16 protein-coding genes are annotated in these 15,853 nt (G+C 55.8%); 10 read left to right on the forward strand and 6 right to left on the reverse strand.

Annotated features, from left to right (window positions below):
- Nucleotides 1-42 precede the first annotated feature (42 nt).
- Nucleotides 43-942, reverse strand: coding sequence for a LysR substrate-binding domain-containing protein (locus B2T33_RS08285; protein WP_197145525.1), 900 nt, complete (start codon nucleotides 940-942; stop codon nucleotides 43-45).
- 99 nt (nucleotides 943-1,041) lie between these two features.
- On the opposite strand from B2T33_RS08285, the gene B2T33_RS08290 reads away from it, so the two are divergent.
- Entirely contained in the window at nucleotides 1,042-1,965 is a 924-nt protein-coding gene (locus B2T33_RS08290; RefSeq protein ID WP_252723960.1) for a DMT family transporter, read from the forward strand.
- 53 nt (nucleotides 1,966-2,018) lie between these two features.
- Here B2T33_RS08290 and B2T33_RS08295 read toward each other — a convergent pair whose 3' ends face one another.
- From B2T33_RS08295 to B2T33_RS08305, 3 genes are all read right to left on the reverse strand, one after another.
- Nucleotides 2,019-2,714, reverse strand: a complete 696-nt coding sequence (locus B2T33_RS08295) for a CTP synthase C-terminal region-related (seleno)protein (RefSeq protein WP_197145527.1) — start codon at nucleotides 2,712-2,714, stop codon at nucleotides 2,019-2,021.
- A gap of 122 nt (nucleotides 2,715-2,836) precedes the next feature.
- Nucleotides 2,837-3,514 carry a response regulator gene (locus tag B2T33_RS08300; RefSeq protein WP_008891727.1) on the reverse strand — a complete coding sequence of 226 codons (678 nt, stop codon included), beginning with the start codon at nucleotides 3,512-3,514 and terminating at the stop codon, nucleotides 2,837-2,839.
- 165 nt (nucleotides 3,515-3,679) lie between these two features.
- Nucleotides 3,680-3,997, reverse strand: a complete 318-nt coding sequence (locus tag B2T33_RS08305; protein ID WP_008891728.1) for a DUF1476 domain-containing protein — start codon at nucleotides 3,995-3,997, stop codon at nucleotides 3,680-3,682.
- A 164-nt stretch (nucleotides 3,998-4,161) separates the two neighbouring features.
- On the opposite strand from B2T33_RS08305, the gene B2T33_RS08310 reads away from it, so the two are divergent.
- From B2T33_RS08310 to purL, 5 genes are all read left to right on the forward strand, one after another.
- On the forward strand, nucleotides 4,162-4,941 hold the full coding sequence (locus tag B2T33_RS08310) for an NRDE family protein (RefSeq protein WP_063088929.1): 780 nt from the start codon (nucleotides 4,162-4,164) through the stop codon (nucleotides 4,939-4,941).
- Between the two features lie 221 nt (nucleotides 4,942-5,162).
- Nucleotides 5,163-5,927 carry a phosphoribosylaminoimidazolesuccinocarboxamide synthase gene (purC, locus tag B2T33_RS08315; protein WP_008891730.1) on the forward strand — a complete coding sequence of 255 codons (765 nt, stop codon included), beginning with the start codon at nucleotides 5,163-5,165 and terminating at the stop codon, nucleotides 5,925-5,927.
- A 124-nt stretch (nucleotides 5,928-6,051) separates the two neighbouring features.
- Complete coding sequence (gene purS, locus B2T33_RS08320) at nucleotides 6,052-6,291, forward strand: phosphoribosylformylglycinamidine synthase subunit PurS (RefSeq protein WP_008891731.1); 240 nt, start codon at nucleotides 6,052-6,054, stop codon at nucleotides 6,289-6,291.
- Between the two features lie 86 nt (nucleotides 6,292-6,377).
- On the forward strand, nucleotides 6,378-7,067 hold the full coding sequence (purQ, locus tag B2T33_RS08325; RefSeq protein WP_064779515.1) for a phosphoribosylformylglycinamidine synthase subunit PurQ: 690 nt from the start codon (nucleotides 6,378-6,380) through the stop codon (nucleotides 7,065-7,067).
- Nucleotides 7,064-9,274 (forward strand): phosphoribosylformylglycinamidine synthase subunit PurL, encoded by a 2,211-nt coding sequence (gene purL, locus B2T33_RS08330; RefSeq protein WP_120224558.1) that lies wholly within the window; start codon nucleotides 7,064-7,066, stop codon nucleotides 9,272-9,274. Before purQ ends, purL begins: the two co-directional genes overlap by 4 nt.
- Before the next feature lie 77 nt (nucleotides 9,275-9,351).
- On the opposite strand, the gene B2T33_RS08335 is transcribed toward purL, so the two are convergent.
- Nucleotides 9,352-10,527, reverse strand: a complete 1,176-nt coding sequence (locus B2T33_RS08335; RefSeq protein WP_197145528.1) for an Mrp/NBP35 family ATP-binding protein — start codon at nucleotides 10,525-10,527, stop codon at nucleotides 9,352-9,354.
- Between the two features lie 332 nt (nucleotides 10,528-10,859).
- On the opposite strand from B2T33_RS08335, the gene hflK reads away from it, so the two are divergent.
- The 4 genes from hflK to B2T33_RS08355 all read left to right on the forward strand — a co-directional run bounded on the left by hflK (nucleotide 10,860) and on the right by B2T33_RS08355 (nucleotide 14,874).
- The gene (gene hflK, locus B2T33_RS08340) at nucleotides 10,860-11,987 is read left to right on the forward strand and encodes an FtsH protease activity modulator HflK (protein WP_197145529.1); all 1,128 of its coding nucleotides are present in this window, start codon (nucleotides 10,860-10,862) and stop codon (nucleotides 11,985-11,987) included.
- Nucleotides 11,987-12,859, forward strand: coding sequence for a protease modulator HflC (gene hflC / locus B2T33_RS08345; protein ID WP_197145530.1), 873 nt, complete (start codon nucleotides 11,987-11,989; stop codon nucleotides 12,857-12,859). Before hflK ends, hflC begins: the two co-directional genes overlap by 1 nt.
- A 115-nt stretch (nucleotides 12,860-12,974) precedes the next feature.
- The gene (locus B2T33_RS08350) at nucleotides 12,975-13,166 is read left to right on the forward strand and encodes a DUF2065 domain-containing protein (RefSeq protein ID WP_062956136.1); all 192 of its coding nucleotides are present in this window, start codon (nucleotides 12,975-12,977) and stop codon (nucleotides 13,164-13,166) included.
- Nucleotides 13,167-13,380: 214 nt separating this feature from the next.
- Nucleotides 13,381-14,874 carry a DegQ family serine endoprotease gene (locus B2T33_RS08355; RefSeq protein ID WP_197145531.1) on the forward strand — a complete coding sequence of 498 codons (1,494 nt, stop codon included), beginning with the start codon at nucleotides 13,381-13,383 and terminating at the stop codon, nucleotides 14,872-14,874.
- Nucleotides 14,875-14,951: 77 nt separating this feature from the next.
- On the opposite strand, the gene serB is transcribed toward B2T33_RS08355, so the two are convergent.
- On the reverse strand, nucleotides 14,952-15,842 hold the full coding sequence (gene serB, locus B2T33_RS08360) for a phosphoserine phosphatase SerB (protein WP_197145532.1): 891 nt from the start codon (nucleotides 15,840-15,842) through the stop codon (nucleotides 14,952-14,954).
- Nucleotides 15,843-15,853 lie beyond the last annotated feature (11 nt).

Genomic DNA, 15,853 nt, shown 5'->3' on the forward strand with positions numbered 1-15,853 from the left:
CCGCTTTTACAACCCCGGTCGAAACCTTTCGGCCGGGGTTTGTTATTTGATGGCAAGGTCGCTGGCCTCTGCCAACAGCCAGTCGCGGAATTCCTTGACCGGTGCGCGCAGATCACGGTTCTTGGGCCAAACCAGATAATAGCCTGACGGCACTTTGACGACCTGGTCCGGAAACAGGTGGATCAGCTTGCCTTCGGAAATGTCTTCTTCGGCCAGAAGCGGGTTGGCCAGAACAACGCCCTGCCCATGAATTGCCGCCTCAATCGCCATGGATGTCTGATCGATTTCCACGCGTTTTATGGCGCGAATGTCGGGCGCCGTCAGGGTTGAAAACCGGCCCAGCCATTCTTCCCACCACGGATGCAGGATATCATTCAGCAGCGTCGCCCGCGCAAGGTCATCGGGGCGATCCAGTCCCAACCCGTCGCGATAGGACGGCGCGCAAAAGGCCGCCGCCTGCCCCTGATACAGCAGTATGGTTTCGAGGCTTTCATCGACGCCATCGAAATAGCGCACCGCCAGATCGACCGGATCATGATCAAAATCCAAAAGGATCGATGATGATCCGACATGAAGCGAGGTTTCGGGATGGGCGATCAGAAACCGCGACATCCGTTTGGAAAACCATTTTGCCGCGAAGCTTGGCGGCATAACGAACCGCACCGCATGATTTGACTGGTCGCGCAATTGATGGCTGGCATCGCGGATCTGCTGCAAGGCCGGGGCAATGCGCGCAGCATAAGCCAGACCATCCGCCGTTGGCGTGATCTGCCGGACTGTGCGCGTAAACAACTCCACCCCAAGCCAGTCTTCAAGCTTGCGGATTTGCTGCCCCACCGCACCGGGCGTGACATTCAATTCATCCGCCGCCAGCGCAAAGCTTTTCAGGCGCATGGATGCCTCGAACGCTGGCAGTGATTTAAGTGGTGGATATGAGCTCATAGTGCAGTTTTTCTATTTCATGACCCAGATAGTATGATTTGTGAAAACTACCGGGAATTTAGACAATCGGCCATGATTTTTCCAAACTGGTCCGCCACCATGAAAAACAAAGCCTATATCGTGTTCGGGTTTCTGGCCCTTGCCTGGGGCATGACGTTTCTGTTTAACAAAAGCGCCAGCACCCTGATCACCCCGACACAGATTGCCGCCGTTCGCGTGTTTATGGGGTTCCTGCCGGTTTTTGCCGCAGCCCTGATCGGGCGAAAACTTAAATGGCGGCATTTGCGCTTTGCGCACCATTTCATCGTGATGTCGGTTCTGGCGGGCAGTCTTTACTATTTCAGCTTTGCCAAGGGCATTCAGCTTTTGCCATCAAGCCTTGCCGGGATGCTGAGCGGTGCCATTCCGATGATTTCGTTTATCACCGCGGCGGCCTTTTTGCGCGATGAGCCTGTTAATCGTCGCTCGCTTGTTGGATTGGGGGTCGGCTTTATCGGGGTCGCGATGATTGCGCGCCCCTGGGACGCAAGCGTTTCGGCAAATGATCTGGCCGGGGTTGGGTATATCGGACTTGGGTCCCTCTGCGTTGGCCTGTCCTTTGTCTATGCCCGCCGGTTCCTGAGCCCGCTTGGCATTTCGCCCCTTGCACTTTGCACCTATCAATTGGGTATTGCCGCGCTGACATTGTTGGTTACCACCGACTTTGACGGCGCCAGCGCGATCTTTGACAATGGCTGGATCGCCCTTGGTCTGTTCTTTGGGCTTGGTCTGTTTGGCACCGGCTTTGCGTATTTGTGCTATTACTTCGTTGTCGAGAATCTTGGTGCGGTCAAAGCGGCAAGCGTGACCTATATCCCGCCGATTATCGCCGTTCTGACCGGCTCGCTGATTTTAGGGGAAAGCGTTCAACTGCTTGATCTGATTGCACTGGTGGCAATCCTGACCGGGGTTGTCGTAATGCAATCCGGACGCACCCCACCGATGCAACGCCGCCTGCCAAATATGCCATCACAGCAAAGTTGATAAATGAGGCCCCCCGCACACATCAGGTGTGCAGGGGACCTTCAAAAAGGTTGTCAGCCCGCCGCGGCACGGACGAATGCATTGATCAATGGATGATCTTCACCCCGAAGGGCGGCACGCTCGGGCTGAAACGCGGTTCCGATGAAGAACGGATGCCCGCGAAGCTCAACCGCGCGCGGATCGCGATCCTGATCCCAGGCCACAATCCGAAGATCCCGGCCATCAAGCAGATGGGCGTATTCCGGATTAAACCCGAATGAGCAGCGATAGGTTTCTGTCAAATGCGCGGTGCCACAGACATCGCGAATTAGACTGTTTTCCAAAAGGTCGATCCCACCATCTTGATCAATCAACGCACAGCTAAGCGGCGCGATCAGGGGCAATGAAGCATTCGGGTCGATTTCCGCATTTGCCGCATCAGCAAGACCAAGAACATTACGGGCATATTCCAGGATTGCGTGTTGATACCCGCCACAGGTTCCCAGAAAAGCGATGCGGTTTTCACGGGCACGCCGAATGGCGGCAAGTGCACCGTCAAAGCTTTGATAGGGGCTGGCAGGCACGCACCATATCCCGTTATAGCCATCAAGGATTTGGGCATCTGGGCAATCAATGTCGGATGTCGCGACCCAGTGAAATGTGACGGTAAGTCCAAGATTTTTGGCGGCCAAGTCGAGGGCCTTCGGGATGGCCTGATGGGCGGTAACGTTCGGGTTGTAATCGCCGACAAGTGCGATGGTGACGGTCATATGTTTTTCCTCGTTTCGTTTTCAATGACGAGGGAGAAAAGCCGGTTCAGGCAACAAAAAACGGCCCGTGAAATCACGAGCCGGGATTTGAGCGCCAAACTGAGCTGCCTTTGTCGAACTTACTACAAAGTTCCGGACCGCGCCATATCTTCAAGGGCCATTTTCACGGCCTGCGCACGGTTCGAGACGTTCAGTTTGCGATAGATGTTTTTCAGATGGTACTTCACCGTGATTTCGCGCAGATCAAGGTGACGAGCGATGTCCTTGTTCGGACGTCCTTCTGACAGCAGTGCAAGAACTTCACGTTCACGCGGTGTCAGACGGCCAAAATCACCCTCGCTGCCAAAGCCACCGGCAAGGCGACCTTCGCCATCGCCCCCGCCTGACATGTTGTCATTCATGTCGTTCAGAATGGACGACGGCAGGTATTTGTCACCAGCCAGAACCAGCTGCACAGCATTTGCCAAGGCCTGCCCACGCAGGGTCTTGGGAATAAAGCCATGCGCGCCGGCCTCAAGCGCCTTGCGGACATCTTCACTTCGATATGCGCCAGAAAGCAGAACCACAAAGGTCGAATCTGCCACCTTCTCCAAGGTGCGCTTCAAACCTTCAAGCCCATTCATCCCCGGCATGCGCAGATCAAGCAGCACCAGATCGAATGTATTATTGGCTGCTATCAGCTCGAGTGCGGGGTCCAATGCCCCTGCTTCGGCCACTTCACAGTCATCGAAATACTGTTGGAACAGTAGCGAGATTGCCTCACGAACAAGATCGTGATCGTCCGCCAAAAGGATACGCAATGCTGTCGCCTTTCATCTACCTAATCGGCTCCTTCACCTACCTGCGAAGGATACCACACCAAAAGGTTGCACCTACTCAATTTTTCGGTCTGGGGAGCTCAGGATACGTAAGGCTGCACATATTAGCAAACGAGAAGTTTTCCAAGCAGATGCACTAGCGCGCAATCACGACAGTACTTCTGCACGCGCAACCGGACGTAGTTCTTCGAGCTTTACATTCAATGCAGAGGCTGTGACGTCGATATTTTTGCGTCCAAAATCGGCCAGCAACAGGGCAACAACACCGTTTTCGCGCGGGTTGGCAACAACCTCGCCAATGATCTTGCGCGTGTAATCCTGACATTCTTCGGGGGACATGCCCATCTGTTCGCCAGCCCACTGGATCAGCATTTTATAAAGATGGGTTTCGACGCGAAAATCCTGTTCAAGATCAAAGCTGTACTTTGCTTCAAACCCGCGTTCACGATCATTAAAGCTGCTCATAATCGATTCCTTCTGTAAGCTGGTCACATTGTCATCGGAGCCAAACCGGTCAAGCCATTGTCTGTCATAGCATTTTATATGACAATAAACGACACCGATTTCACCCCGTTGCCTGATACTTTTGAATTTGACAAAGTGCGGTTCCGCACGCTTTGATCTGGCTCATGTGTACAGTCATTATTTTACGCCGCCCCGACCATGACTGGCCGGTGATCATTGGCGCCAATCGCGATGAAATGAATAACCGTCCCTGGAAGGCGCCTGCGCGCCACTGGGAAGACCGCCCTGATGTCATCGCGGGCCTGGACGAAACCGCCGGGGGAACCTGGCTTGGTGTCAATGAGGACGGGGTGGTTGCCGCCGTGCTCAACCGCTATGGCACGCTGGGCCCTGCCGATGGCAAACGATCACGCGGCGAACTCCCGCTTGAGGCACTTGACCATGCCGACGCGATTGACGCTGCACAAGCCCTTGCCGAGCTGGATGGCGATGCCTATCGCCCGTTTAACATGGTGATCGCTGATAACCGGGATGCCTATTGGCTGGCGAACCGCGGTACGGGCAAGATCGAAATCACTGAAATCCCCGAAGGTCTTTCGATTCTGACCGCCCATGATCTGAATGACACGCAAAACAGTGCGCGAACCAAACGCAATCTGCCACGCTTTATCAGTGCCCCGGCCCCGCACCCCGAAGCCGACGACTGGTTTGCCTGGCAGGCGCTTCTGGCTGATACCGGAACGGAGGCCCCGGACCCGGATCATCATGACATCCGTGCCGATGCCATGCTGGTGCGCAGCAATATCGGATTTGAGACCATCTGTTCGTCGCTGATCGGGCTTCCGGCGATTCCCACAAGCGAACATGAACTGCCGAGGCGACCGGTCTGGCTGTTTGCCGAAGGCCAGCCCGACAAAACACCGTTCCATCCGGTCGACGTCTAACACCAGATGGCGATCAACGCCTTTCAGTTCAACAGGTTATCGCAGCAATTCCGCCCCTCTGCGATACAGATGCTGACGGTTGCAAATTTCGATTATCAAGTTTGCATAAATAGAGCTTAAGCGACAATTGAGTTTCTCGCCAAGCACTGCTATACGGAGGGCGCGAATTTCAGGGTGCCTGCTGCGTCGGACGGCGGGCCTAGATGTGAAAGATCCCGCCAATGTCCAGAAAGCAGCCCATCTACGAGGGTAAAGCCAAGGTTCTTTACGAAGGTACAGAGCCCGGAACGATCATTCAGTATTTCAAGGACGACGCCACGGCGTTCAACGCCCAGAAGCGCGGCACCATTGCCGGCAAGGGTGTCCTGAACAACATGATCACCGAATTCGTCATGACCCGTCTGGCAGAAATCGGCATTCCGACTCACTTCATTCGCCGCCTGAACATGCGCGAACAGCTTTGCAAGAAATGCGAAATTGTTCCGATCGAAGTCGTGGTCCGCAACATCGTTGCCGGTTCGATGGCCAAACGTCTTGGCCTTGAAGAAGGCGAACGCCTGCCGCGCCCGATCGTCGAGTTCTATTACAAGGACGACGCGCTCGGTGATCCGCTGGTGTCGGATGAACATATCCTCGCTCTGGGATGGGCAGGTGCTGAAGAGCTTGAGGAAATTGTCGGCATGACCCTTCGCGTCAATGACTACCTGTGTGGTCTGATGCGCGGTATTGGTCTGAAACTGGTCGATTTCAAGCTTGAGTTCGGCCGCGTCTGGGAAGGCGACTTCCCGCAGTTGGTCCTGGCCGATGAATTCAGCCCGGATAACTGCCGTCTTTGGGATGCGATCACCAACGAAAAGATGGACAAGGACCGCTTCCGCCGCGATCTCGGCGGTGTCGAAGAGGCCTATCAGGAAGTCGCACGCCGTCTTGGTGTCCTCCCTGAGTCCGCCGAAATAGAGCAGCTTAAAAAAGACGAAACCAAATAACACCCCAAGGCCGCGCTCGCGCGGCCTTTTCTTATGGCTGGTCGGCCATGTGTGTCGGACAGCGTTTTGTTTGCAAACAGAACCCCGCGCGAGACCCGCGCATGCGAACTTAAAGGAGCTTCTCGTGAAAGCACGTGTTCATGTCACCCTGAAGAACGGCGTTCTTGACCCGCAGGGCAAAGCCGTTCACCACGCCCTTCAGGGCCTGGGTTTTGATGGCGTCAATGACGTCCGTCAGGGCAAATTCATCGAACTCGAACTGGATGGCACCGATGCCGCCAAGGCCGAAGCCGAGGTCAAGGAAATGTGCGAGAAGCTTCTCGCCAATACCGTGATCGAAGATTACAGCATCGAGCTGGCCTGATCGCCCGTGGCGGGCGGGGTCTTGTCACGGCAGGGCCTTTGTCTATCGGGATTAAGTAACCGACACTAATCAAGAGACGGTATTTCATGAAATCCGCTGTCATCCTGTTTCCCGGCATCAACCGGGAGAATGACGCCATCGCAGCACTGAAGCAGGCCACCGGCACCGAGCCCACCCTGGTCTGGCATGGCGACACCGAGCTGCCAAAGACCGACATCATCATGGTCCCGGGTGGCTTTTCCTATGGCGACTATTTGCGTTGTGGCGCCATGGCGGCCAAGTCGCCGATCATGCGTGCGGTTGCCGAACGTGCCAAACAGGGTGTGACCACCATTGGCGTGTGCAACGGCTTCCAGATCCTCACCGAAGCAGGCCTTCTGCCCGGTGCGCTGATGCGCAATGCCAGCCTGAAATTCATCTGCAAGAACACGCATCTGAAAGTCGAAAACGCCGAGACGCGCTTTACCAATCTTTATAGCGCGGGCGAGATTGTCGAATATCCGGTCGCCCATCACGACGGCAACTATTTTGCCGACAGCGACACGCTTGACCGCCTTGAAGGCGAAGGTCGCGTTGTTCTGCGTTACTGCGATGTGGATGGCAAAGTGGATCCGGCGACCAACCTCAATGGTTCCCAGCGCAACATTGCCGGCATCATCAACGAGGCGGGCAACGTCCTTGGTATGATGCCCCACCCCGAGAATGCAATCGATCCGCTGCATGGTGGCACCGATGGCCGCAATCTGTTCAAAAGCATGGTGGAGGCAGCATCGTGAGCTCCAACGATTTCAACAGCACCCCGATCACGCCGGAACTGGTCAAGGAACACGGCCTGAACGAAGAAGAATACAAACTCGTTCTCGAAATCATGGGCCGCGAACCCAACATCAACGAGCTTGGCATTTTCTCGGTCATGTGGTCTGAGCACTGCTCCTACAAGTCTTCGAAAAAATGGCTGAAAACGCTTCCGACAAAGGCCGACTGGGTCATTCAGGGTCCGGGCGAAAACGCCGGTGTTATTGACATTGGTGATGGTCAGGCCGCCGTCTTCAAGATGGAAAGCCACAACCACCCGTCCTTTATCGAACCCTATCAGGGGGCAGCAACAGGTGTTGGCGGCATCATGCGTGACGTGTTCACCATGGGTGCGCGTCCGGTCGCGAACCTCAATGCCCTTCGCTTTGGCGAGCCTGATCATCCGAAAACCCGCCATCTTCTGAGCGGTGTGGTCGAAGGCATCGGCGGTTATGGCAACTGCATGGGCGTTCCGACCATTGGCGGCGAAACCAACTTCCATGCGTCGTATAACGGCAACATCCTGGTCAATGCGATGACCGTGGGTCTGGCTGATACCGATAACATCTTCTATTCAGCCGCGGCTGGCATCGGGAACCCGGTTGTTTATGTCGGGTCGAAAACCGGCCGTGACGGCATCCATGGCGCGACCATGGCATCGGCCGAGTTTGATGATGACAGCGAAGAAAAGCGTCCTACCGTTCAGGTCGGTGATCCGTTCACCGAAAAGCTCCTGCTGGAAGCGTGCCTTGAGCTGATGGCGACCGACATGATCGTCGCCATTCAGGATATGGGGGCTGCGGGCCTGACCTCGTCCTCGTTCGAAATGGCGTCCAAGGGCGGCGTTGGTGTTGAACTTTGGCTTGATAAAGTTCCGATGCGCGAAGAAGGCATGACGCCCTACGAGCTGATGCTTTCAGAGTCGCAGGAACGCATGCTGATGGTTCTGAAACCCGGTTGCGAAGATGCCGCCAAGGCGATCTTTGACAAATGGGAACTCGACTTTGCCGTTATCGGTACGCTCACCGATACCAAGCGCATGGTTCTGAAATGGCATGGTGAAGTTGCCGGTGATCTTCCGATTGATCCGCTGGCCGAAGCATCGCCAGAATATGATCGTCCGTGGGAACCGACCCCGAAACAGGATCGCATTGATCCCAACAGCATTTCGGCCAAGGTCAGTCATGTTGACGCGCTGAAAACCCTGATCGCATCGCCCGACCTCGCGTCGCGTCGCTGGATCTGGGAACAGTATGACCATCTGGTGCGTGGAAACACGATTGTCCGTCCGGGCGGTGATGCCGGCGTTGTCCGCGTCGAGGGTACCAACAAGGGCCTTGCCGCGACCACCGACTGCACCCCGCGCTATGTCATGGCCGATCCGGTCGAAGGCGGCAAACAGGCCGTTGCCGAGGCATACCGCAACCTGGTTGCAACCGGCGCCAAGCCGCTTGCCATCACGGATAACATGAACTTCGGCAACCCGGAACGCCCGCGCATCATGGGTCAGTTCGTTGGGGCCTGCCAGGGTATTGGCGAAGCCTGCATCGCGCTGGATTTCCCGGTCGTATCGGGCAACGTGTCGCTTTACAACGAAACCAATGGCGTTGGCATCATGCCGACCCCGGCCATTGGCGGCGTTGGCCTGATTTCTGATCTGGGTCACCATGCAACGATCGGCATCAAACGCGATGACAGCGCGTTGATCATGATCGGTGCCGCCACCGGTGAACTGGGTCAGTCGCTGTATCTCAAGACCATCGAAGGTCGCGAAGAAGGCGCGCCGCCACCGGTCGATCTGGGTGCGGAAAAGCGTGCCGGTACGCTGGTGCGTGAACTGATCGAACTGGGTCTGGTGCGGACTTGCCACGATATCGCTGATGGCGGCCTTTTGGTCACCGTTGCCGAGATGTGCCTTGCGGGCAATATCGGTGCAGACCTGCATCTGCCAGAAGCAGGCAGCGAAGTCGCATGGCTGTTTGGCGAAGATCAGGGCCGCTACGTGATCGCAACCCGCGATCCGGACAAGGTTCTGAACGCGGCTGGCAGTGCGAATGTCGCAGCCGTGATTATCGGTCAGGCTGGCGGTGATTCCGTCGTCATTGATGGCGGCGACAAAGTATCGCTCTCCGAACTGCGCGAACTCAATGAAGGCTGGATGCCGTCCTTCATGGCCGAAGCCGTTTAATCAGGCCTCAGACAAAACCAACAAAAAACCCCGCCGGAGCAATCTGGCGGGGTTTTTCTTTGCCTACGCTGAGGCCCTTACTTAAAGCTAATCTTCGGGAACAGGCCTTTTTTCTTCGGCGCTTCGGCCGGGCCAACGCGCTCTTCGATGGCGGCGGCGATCTTGTCGGCAATCAGGCCATAGGCCTTGCTATGTTCGCCTTCGGGCTCTGTCTGGACAATTGGTTTGCCCTCGTCTGCGCCGAGGCGAATTTTAAGATCGAGCGGGATTTCACCGAGGAACGGCACGCCCAGTTCATCTGCCGCCGTGTGCGCCCCGCCATGATCAAAGATGTGATCGACATGGCCGCATTGCGGGCATTTGTAATAGGACATGTTTTCGATCAGGCCGAAAACCGGCACATTGACCTTGCGGAACATGTTAAGGCCTTTGCGCGCATCCAGAAGGGCGATGTCCTGCGGCGTTGAAACAATCACGGCCCCGGTCACCGGCACGCGTTGCGCCATGGAAAGCTGAATGTCGCCCGTGCCCGGTGGCATATCAACCACCAGCACATCAAGATCGCCCCAGTCGGTATCGCGCAGAAGCTGTTCCAGCGCGCCCATCGCCATCGGACCACGCCAGATGACAGGCTGTTCTTCTTCGATCATGAAACCGATCGACATGATGCGCATGCCAAAGGCCGATGGCGGGATCATTTTGCCCTGATGTTCTTTCGACGGCACCGGCTTGGCATCGCGAAGCCCCATCATGCGCGGCAGGCTTGGCCCATAGATATCGGCATCCAGCAGGCCAACCTTGAGCCCCTTGGCCACCAGCGACAATGCAAGGTTGACCGAGGTGGTTGATTTCCCCACCCCGCCCTTGCCGGACGCCACGGTGACGATGCTGCGCACGGTCGGCAATTCCAGCGGCATCTGGCCACCACCCTGCGGGCGCTGACCCGGTTGTGCGGGGCGGCTTGGCTGTGACGGCTGTGTGCTTTGCTGAGCGGCGGCTTTGGGACGCTCTGCCGTAAGCGCCACACGGGCAGTTGTGACCCCGTTCACAGCAGCCACCGCTTTTTCTGCCGCTTGGCGCAAATCTTCGAGGGCGGGGCCGCGTTCGGGATCAACGGCGATCATAACATTGACAGTTTCATCATGAATATCAATACCTTGCACCATGCCCTTGGCTGTGATTGATTGGCCGTCGACTGGGTCGATTACGCTATCGAGCGCGGCAGTAATCTGTTCACGGTTGAGGGAAGTCATATTGCGGTCTCCAAATTTCGGCTTAAGTCCGTGGTCACACAGAACTTGCAGGCGCGTATCATTGTTTTGCAAGGCAACCTGTCATATAAGGCCTAAGGGCATGCTCCGTCCAACAAGATTTCGTGAGTTTGCATTTGGCTACAATCTGTTGCAGTACCAACCGGCGTATCACAGGTTGGGTACAAAACTGGTGAGAAAAAAGTCTGATTTTCCCGGCATGTCCGGGGTCTATCAGCGAATTTGATCTTGTTGGACGGAGCATGCATTGGGGGCTTACCCCAAGCTCGGTAAACAAAGATAAACACCGAACGGCAAGAAGAGGAAGAAACTCGATGCCTTGGAATAATCAAGGGGGCGGTGGCCCCTGGGGCGGCGGCGGAAACAAAGGTGGCGGCCAGAACCCGTGGGGACAGCGTCCTTCCGGTGGTGGCGGCGGCGGAAACACGCCCCCCGACTTTGATGAAATGATTCGTAAAGGCCAGGAACGTCTTAAACGGCTGTTCCCCGGTGGTGGCGGATACAAGGGCTTTGTCCTGATCGGTATCGCCGTAATCGGGTTGTGGCTCTTGACCGGTTTCTACCGTGTCCAGCCAGGCGAACAGGGTGTAACGCTTCTGTTCGGCAAATGGGTTGGCACCACGGGTCCGGGTCTGAACTACTTCCTTCCGGCCCCGATTGGCGAGGTCATCAAGCCGAACGTCGAACGGACCAACCAGATCGAGGTTGGCTATCGCGGTGCAGGCACGGTGACATCAAACGGTTCGCGTGATGTGCCCGAAGAAAGCCTGATGCTGACCGGTGACCAGAACATCATCGACATTGATTATGTTGTTCAGTGGCGTATCAGCGATGCAGGTTCCTACCTGTTTAACGTGCGTGATCCTGAAAACACCATCAAGCTGGCATCTGAAAGTGCGATCCGTGAGGTCATCGGTAAAACCGACCTTGAAGAAGCACTGACTGTTGGCCGTGTCCGGGTTGAAGAACAGACCCGTACCCTGCTTCAGGAAATCATGGACGGTTATGAGTCTGGTATTTTCATTGCCGAAGTGAAAATGCAGAAAGTGGACCCGCCGCGCGACGTTATCGATGCCTTTAACGATGTGCAGCGTGCCCGTCAGGACCGTGATCGTTCCCAGAACGAAGCACTGGCCTATCGTAACGACATCATCCCGCGTGCAAAGGGTGAAGCAGAACGTCAGGTTCTTCAGGCCCGTGCATACAAGGATCGTGTCACCAAGGAAGCAGAGGGTGAAGCAGAACGCTTTATCTCCATCTATAATTCCTTCCTGACGGCCAAGGATGTGACGACCCGTCGTCTGTATCTGGAAACCATGCAGGAGGTCTTGAGCAAGTCTGACAAGATCATCATGGAACAGAACGGTGCAGGTAACGGCGTTGTCCCGTATCTTCCGCTTCCGGAAGTTCAGAAACGTGCGAATGCAGGAGGCAACAACTAATGGCAAGTCCTAAACTTATTGCCGCTGGCGTCGCCCTGGTTATTGCTGCTGTCGTTGGTTCGATGTGCGTGTTTACCGTACGTCAGGACCAGCAGGCTCTCGTTCTTCAGTTTGGTAATCCGGTCCATGCGGTTTCCGAACCGGGTCTGCATTTCAAACTGCCGATCCAGAACGTTGAATATTATGAACGTCGTATTCTGGAACTTGATCCGCCGGTTCAGCAGGTTCTTCTGTCTGACCAGAAGCGTGTCAATGTTGACAGCTTTGCACGTTGGAAAATCATCGATCCTTTGATCTTCCGTCAGCGCGCAACCAACTCTGCCAACTTTGTGCAGCTGTTTGGTCAGCGTCTGAACTCGGTTATCCGTGGTGAGTTGGCACAGGCCCCGCTTGTGACGCTTCTTTCGGACAACCGTGCGCAGATCATGGAGAAAATCCAGTCGACCCTGATCAAACCGGCAGAAGAGTTCGGTGTTGAACTGATTGACGTTCGTATCGGTCGTACCGACCTTCCGCAGGAAACTTCGCAGGCGGTGTATAACCGTATGCGTTCTTCGCGTATTGCCGAAGCCGCACAGCTTCGCGCAGAAGGTGAAGAGCTTAAGGCGAAGATCCAGGCTGAAGCTGATCGTGAACGTATCGGCATCATCGCGGAAGCCAACCGTCAGGCCGAAGTCCTGCGTGGTGAGGGCGATGGGCAGCGGAACGTGATCCTGGGTAAAGCGTATGGCAAGGACACGGAATTCTTCGAATTCTATCGTTCGCTCGAAGCCTACAAAATTGCGCTTGATAACGGCTCGACCATGGTGCTTTCACCAGACAGCGAGTTTTTCCAGTACTTTAATAAGTCTGGCCCAGCGACAAGCCGCTAGACAAAACATAAGGGCGACCTGCATATTGGGCAGGTCGCCCTTTTTGTTTTTATAAATTCGATTTGTCGGGCGACCGTCTGACAGATCACAAAGAAACGCCGGAACGTCCCTGATCATGAAGGAACTTGCAACAGCCATACTTCTGGCCATCGCGTTGGAAGGTATGCTTTACACGCTGTTTCCCGGCGGCCTGAAAAGGGTGATGGAGCTTGTTCAGGAAATTCCTGAATCGCAGTTGCGCATTGGCGGATTGATCGCCGCTGTCATTGCCATTGGCGGAATATGGGCAGTACGAACCTGGCTTTAGCAAACGGGCGCAAGGATCAGGGAAACCGCCAGACAAAGGCCACGCGCCACAAGTTTGTGCTCACAATTCCTTGATTTTTCCAAGTACCGCCCAATTTCTGCCAAAGTCGGGGTTAATTTGAGTACTTAAGCGACGGGTGAAATACAGTCCCGCCGCGCGCTGCACAAAGAGAATGACAAATACCGTGAACGCGGCAACGAACAGGATCAGACACATGCTAGACGCATTATACAACCCGGTGCGGACGAAAGTCACCGCAGCACTGGTGATTGTTCTCCTTGGCGTGACCAGTGTTTCGCAGATCGCGAATGCCCGCCCCGCTCCTGAGAGTTTCGCAGACTTGGCCGAAAAGCTTCTGCCGACTGTTGTAAACATTTCCACAAGCCAGATGGTCGCCGAACGACAGGGACCGGACTTCCAGTTCCCTCCCGGCTCGCCATTTGAAGACCTTTTCCGTGATTTTATGGACCGCAACGGTCAGGGTGGCCAGGGCGGACCGGCTCCGCAACGCCGCCGTGCGACCGCGCTCGGTTCGGGCTTTATCATCTCGGCTGATGGTTACATTGTCACCAACAACCACGTGATTGACGGTGCCGATGAAATCACCGTGCGCCTGCATGATGGCGACACGCTTGATGCCGAACTGATCGGTCGTGACCCGAAAACCGACGTCGCCCTGCTTAAGGTCGAACCGAAAGAAGACCTGCCCTTCGTTAAATGGGGCGATTCCGACAGTGCACGTATCGGTGACTGGGCCATGGCAATCGGTAACCCGTTCGGCCTTGGCGGCACGGTAACCGCCGGGATTATTTCCGCACGTAACCGCGACATCAATCAGGGCCCGTATGATGACTTCATTCAGACGGATGCCTCGATCAACCGCGGTAACTCTGGCGGCCCGCTGTTTAACCTTGATGGTGACGTGATCGGCATTAACAGCGCGATCTATTCCCCGTCGGGTGGTTCGGTCGGTATCGGCTTTGCCATTCCGGCAGGCATCGCACAAAGCGTTGTCGAACAGCTTAAGGAATATGGCCGCACCCGTCGTGGCTGGTTGGGTGTTCACATCCAGACCGTGACCGAAGACATCGCGGACTCGGTTGGTCTTGATGAAGCAACCGGCGCCATGGTTGCCGGCGTCTCCGAAGATGGCCCGGCGAAGGAAGCCGGTATCAAACAGGGTGACGTCATCCTGACCTTTGATGGCAAAACGGTTGAGTCGATGCGTCGTCTGCCGCGCATTGTCGCAGAAACCAAGATCGGCAAGGATGTCGATGTTGTGATCTGGCGCGACGGCGAAAAGCAGACCGTCCAGGTCGAGCTTGGCGAACTTGAGGAAGAAGTCGTCGCGACAAGCGCGGACAGCTCCCAGGAACAGCAAGCACCCGCTGTTGCCGAGGCCAGCATCGATGAACTTGGCATCAAGATCGCCAATGTCGATGAAAGCCTGCGTCAGAGTTACAACCTTGCCGAAGGCACCGAAGGTGTGATCGTCACCGAAGTTTCCGGCGACAGCTACGCCGCCGAAAAGGGTGTTCGCCCGGGTGACATTATCATCGAAGCGTCGCACAGCTCGGTTGATTCGGTCGACGACGTCGTCGATGCGGTCAAAGCCGCCGTTGACGATGACAAACGCACCATCCTGATGCTGATCGAAACATCGGCTGGCCCGCGTTACTTCGGCCTGACGATCTCGACCGAGGAATAAGCCACCCGGCTTAAGTTGATATAAAAAAAGGGCGGCCTGATGATCAGGTCGCCCTTTTTGTTTGAACCGTTCGTACCTTACGAAACGAAGTCCGATTTCGCGTAGCCTTGAAGATACAAAAGTGCGGTCAGATCACCATGATTGATGCAAATGCGCGCCTGTTCCCGAACCGATGGCTTGGCGTGGAAAGCAACCCCGGTCCCGGCAAGCGAGATCATCTGAAGATCATTGGCACCATCGCCGACCGCAATCGCATCATCAACCGTGATGCCTTGCTGAGCAGACAGGCTCTCAAGCGCATCGACCTTGGCCTGACGATCCAGAACCGGTTTCTGAACCTTGCCGGTCAGCTTGCCATCCTTTTCAATCAGGACATTGGCCTGATCGTAATCAAAGCCAAGCTCGGCGCGAACCGCACCGGTAAAGAAATCAAATCCACCTGACACCAGGGCAACAAACCCGCCATTGGCCTTCATCGTCGCAACCAGTTGCTTTGCCCCGCCGGTATATTCAACCGTTTTCCAGGCTTCTTTCAGCATCTCGGTCGACATGCCTTCAAGAAGACCGACACGTTCATCAAGGGCTGCTTCGAAATCAAGTTCACCATTCATCGCACGTGCGGTGATCGCCGCCACCCGGTCCTTGACCCCGGCAAACTCGGCCAGTTCATCAAGGGTTTCACCGGTGACAATCGTGCTGTCCATATCGGCAATCAAAAGCTTCTTGCGACGTGTGGCAACCTTCTGGGTGATGGCATCCACCGGAAGCTCTGCCTCGGAAAGCGTCGTGTCGGCGACATCAAGCGGGATCCCGTCAAAAGTAAGATCACACGCCTCACCCTCGGCAAGCCAGGTCACATCCCCGACCAGTGCGCCCGCCCCGGTCAGCGCGATTGCCGCGTTATCAATCACGGCCTTGGTCAGCGCATTCGAATTCGGGGCGGCAATCAGGGTGAGAACCAATTTCATGGTTGCTAGGC

The sequence above is a fragment of the Thalassospira sp. UBA4513 genome (assembly GCF_002388495.1).
Taxonomy (GTDB): domain Bacteria; phylum Pseudomonadota; class Alphaproteobacteria; order Rhodospirillales; family Thalassospiraceae; genus Thalassospira; species Thalassospira tepidiphila.

What these genes read in the sequence shown, in the direction of transcription:
- serB (WP_197145532.1), bottom strand. Translation starts at nt 15,842, where the DNA reads ATGAAATTGGTTCTCACCCTGATTGCCGCCCCGAATTCGAATGCGCTG.
- B2T33_RS08310 (WP_063088929.1), top strand. Translation starts at nt 4,162, where the DNA reads ATGTGTACAGTCATTATTTTACGCCGCCCCGACCATGACTGGCCGGTG.
- B2T33_RS08295 (WP_197145527.1), bottom strand. Translation starts at nt 2,714, where the DNA reads ATGACCGTCACCATCGCACTTGTCGGCGATTACAACCCGAACGTTACC.
- B2T33_RS08350 (WP_062956136.1), top strand. Translation starts at nt 12,975, where the DNA reads ATGAAGGAACTTGCAACAGCCATACTTCTGGCCATCGCGTTGGAAGGT.
- purC (WP_008891730.1), top strand. Translation starts at nt 5,163, where the DNA reads ATGTCCAGAAAGCAGCCCATCTACGAGGGTAAAGCCAAGGTTCTTTAC.
- hflK (WP_197145529.1), top strand. Translation starts at nt 10,860, where the DNA reads ATGCCTTGGAATAATCAAGGGGGCGGTGGCCCCTGGGGCGGCGGCGGA.
- B2T33_RS08285 (WP_197145525.1), bottom strand. Translation starts at nt 942, where the DNA reads ATGAGCTCATATCCACCACTTAAATCACTGCCAGCGTTCGAGGCATCC.
- B2T33_RS08355 (WP_197145531.1), top strand. Translation starts at nt 13,381, where the DNA reads ATGCTAGACGCATTATACAACCCGGTGCGGACGAAAGTCACCGCAGCA.
- B2T33_RS08290 (WP_252723960.1), top strand. Translation starts at nt 1,042, where the DNA reads ATGAAAAACAAAGCCTATATCGTGTTCGGGTTTCTGGCCCTTGCCTGG.
- B2T33_RS08335 (WP_197145528.1), bottom strand. Translation starts at nt 10,527, where the DNA reads ATGACTTCCCTCAACCGTGAACAGATTACTGCCGCGCTCGATAGCGTA.
- purQ (WP_064779515.1), top strand. Translation starts at nt 6,378, where the DNA reads ATGAAATCCGCTGTCATCCTGTTTCCCGGCATCAACCGGGAGAATGAC.
- B2T33_RS08305 (WP_008891728.1), bottom strand. Translation starts at nt 3,997, where the DNA reads ATGAGCAGCTTTAATGATCGTGAACGCGGGTTTGAAGCAAAGTACAGC.
- hflC (WP_197145530.1), top strand. Translation starts at nt 11,987, where the DNA reads ATGGCAAGTCCTAAACTTATTGCCGCTGGCGTCGCCCTGGTTATTGCT.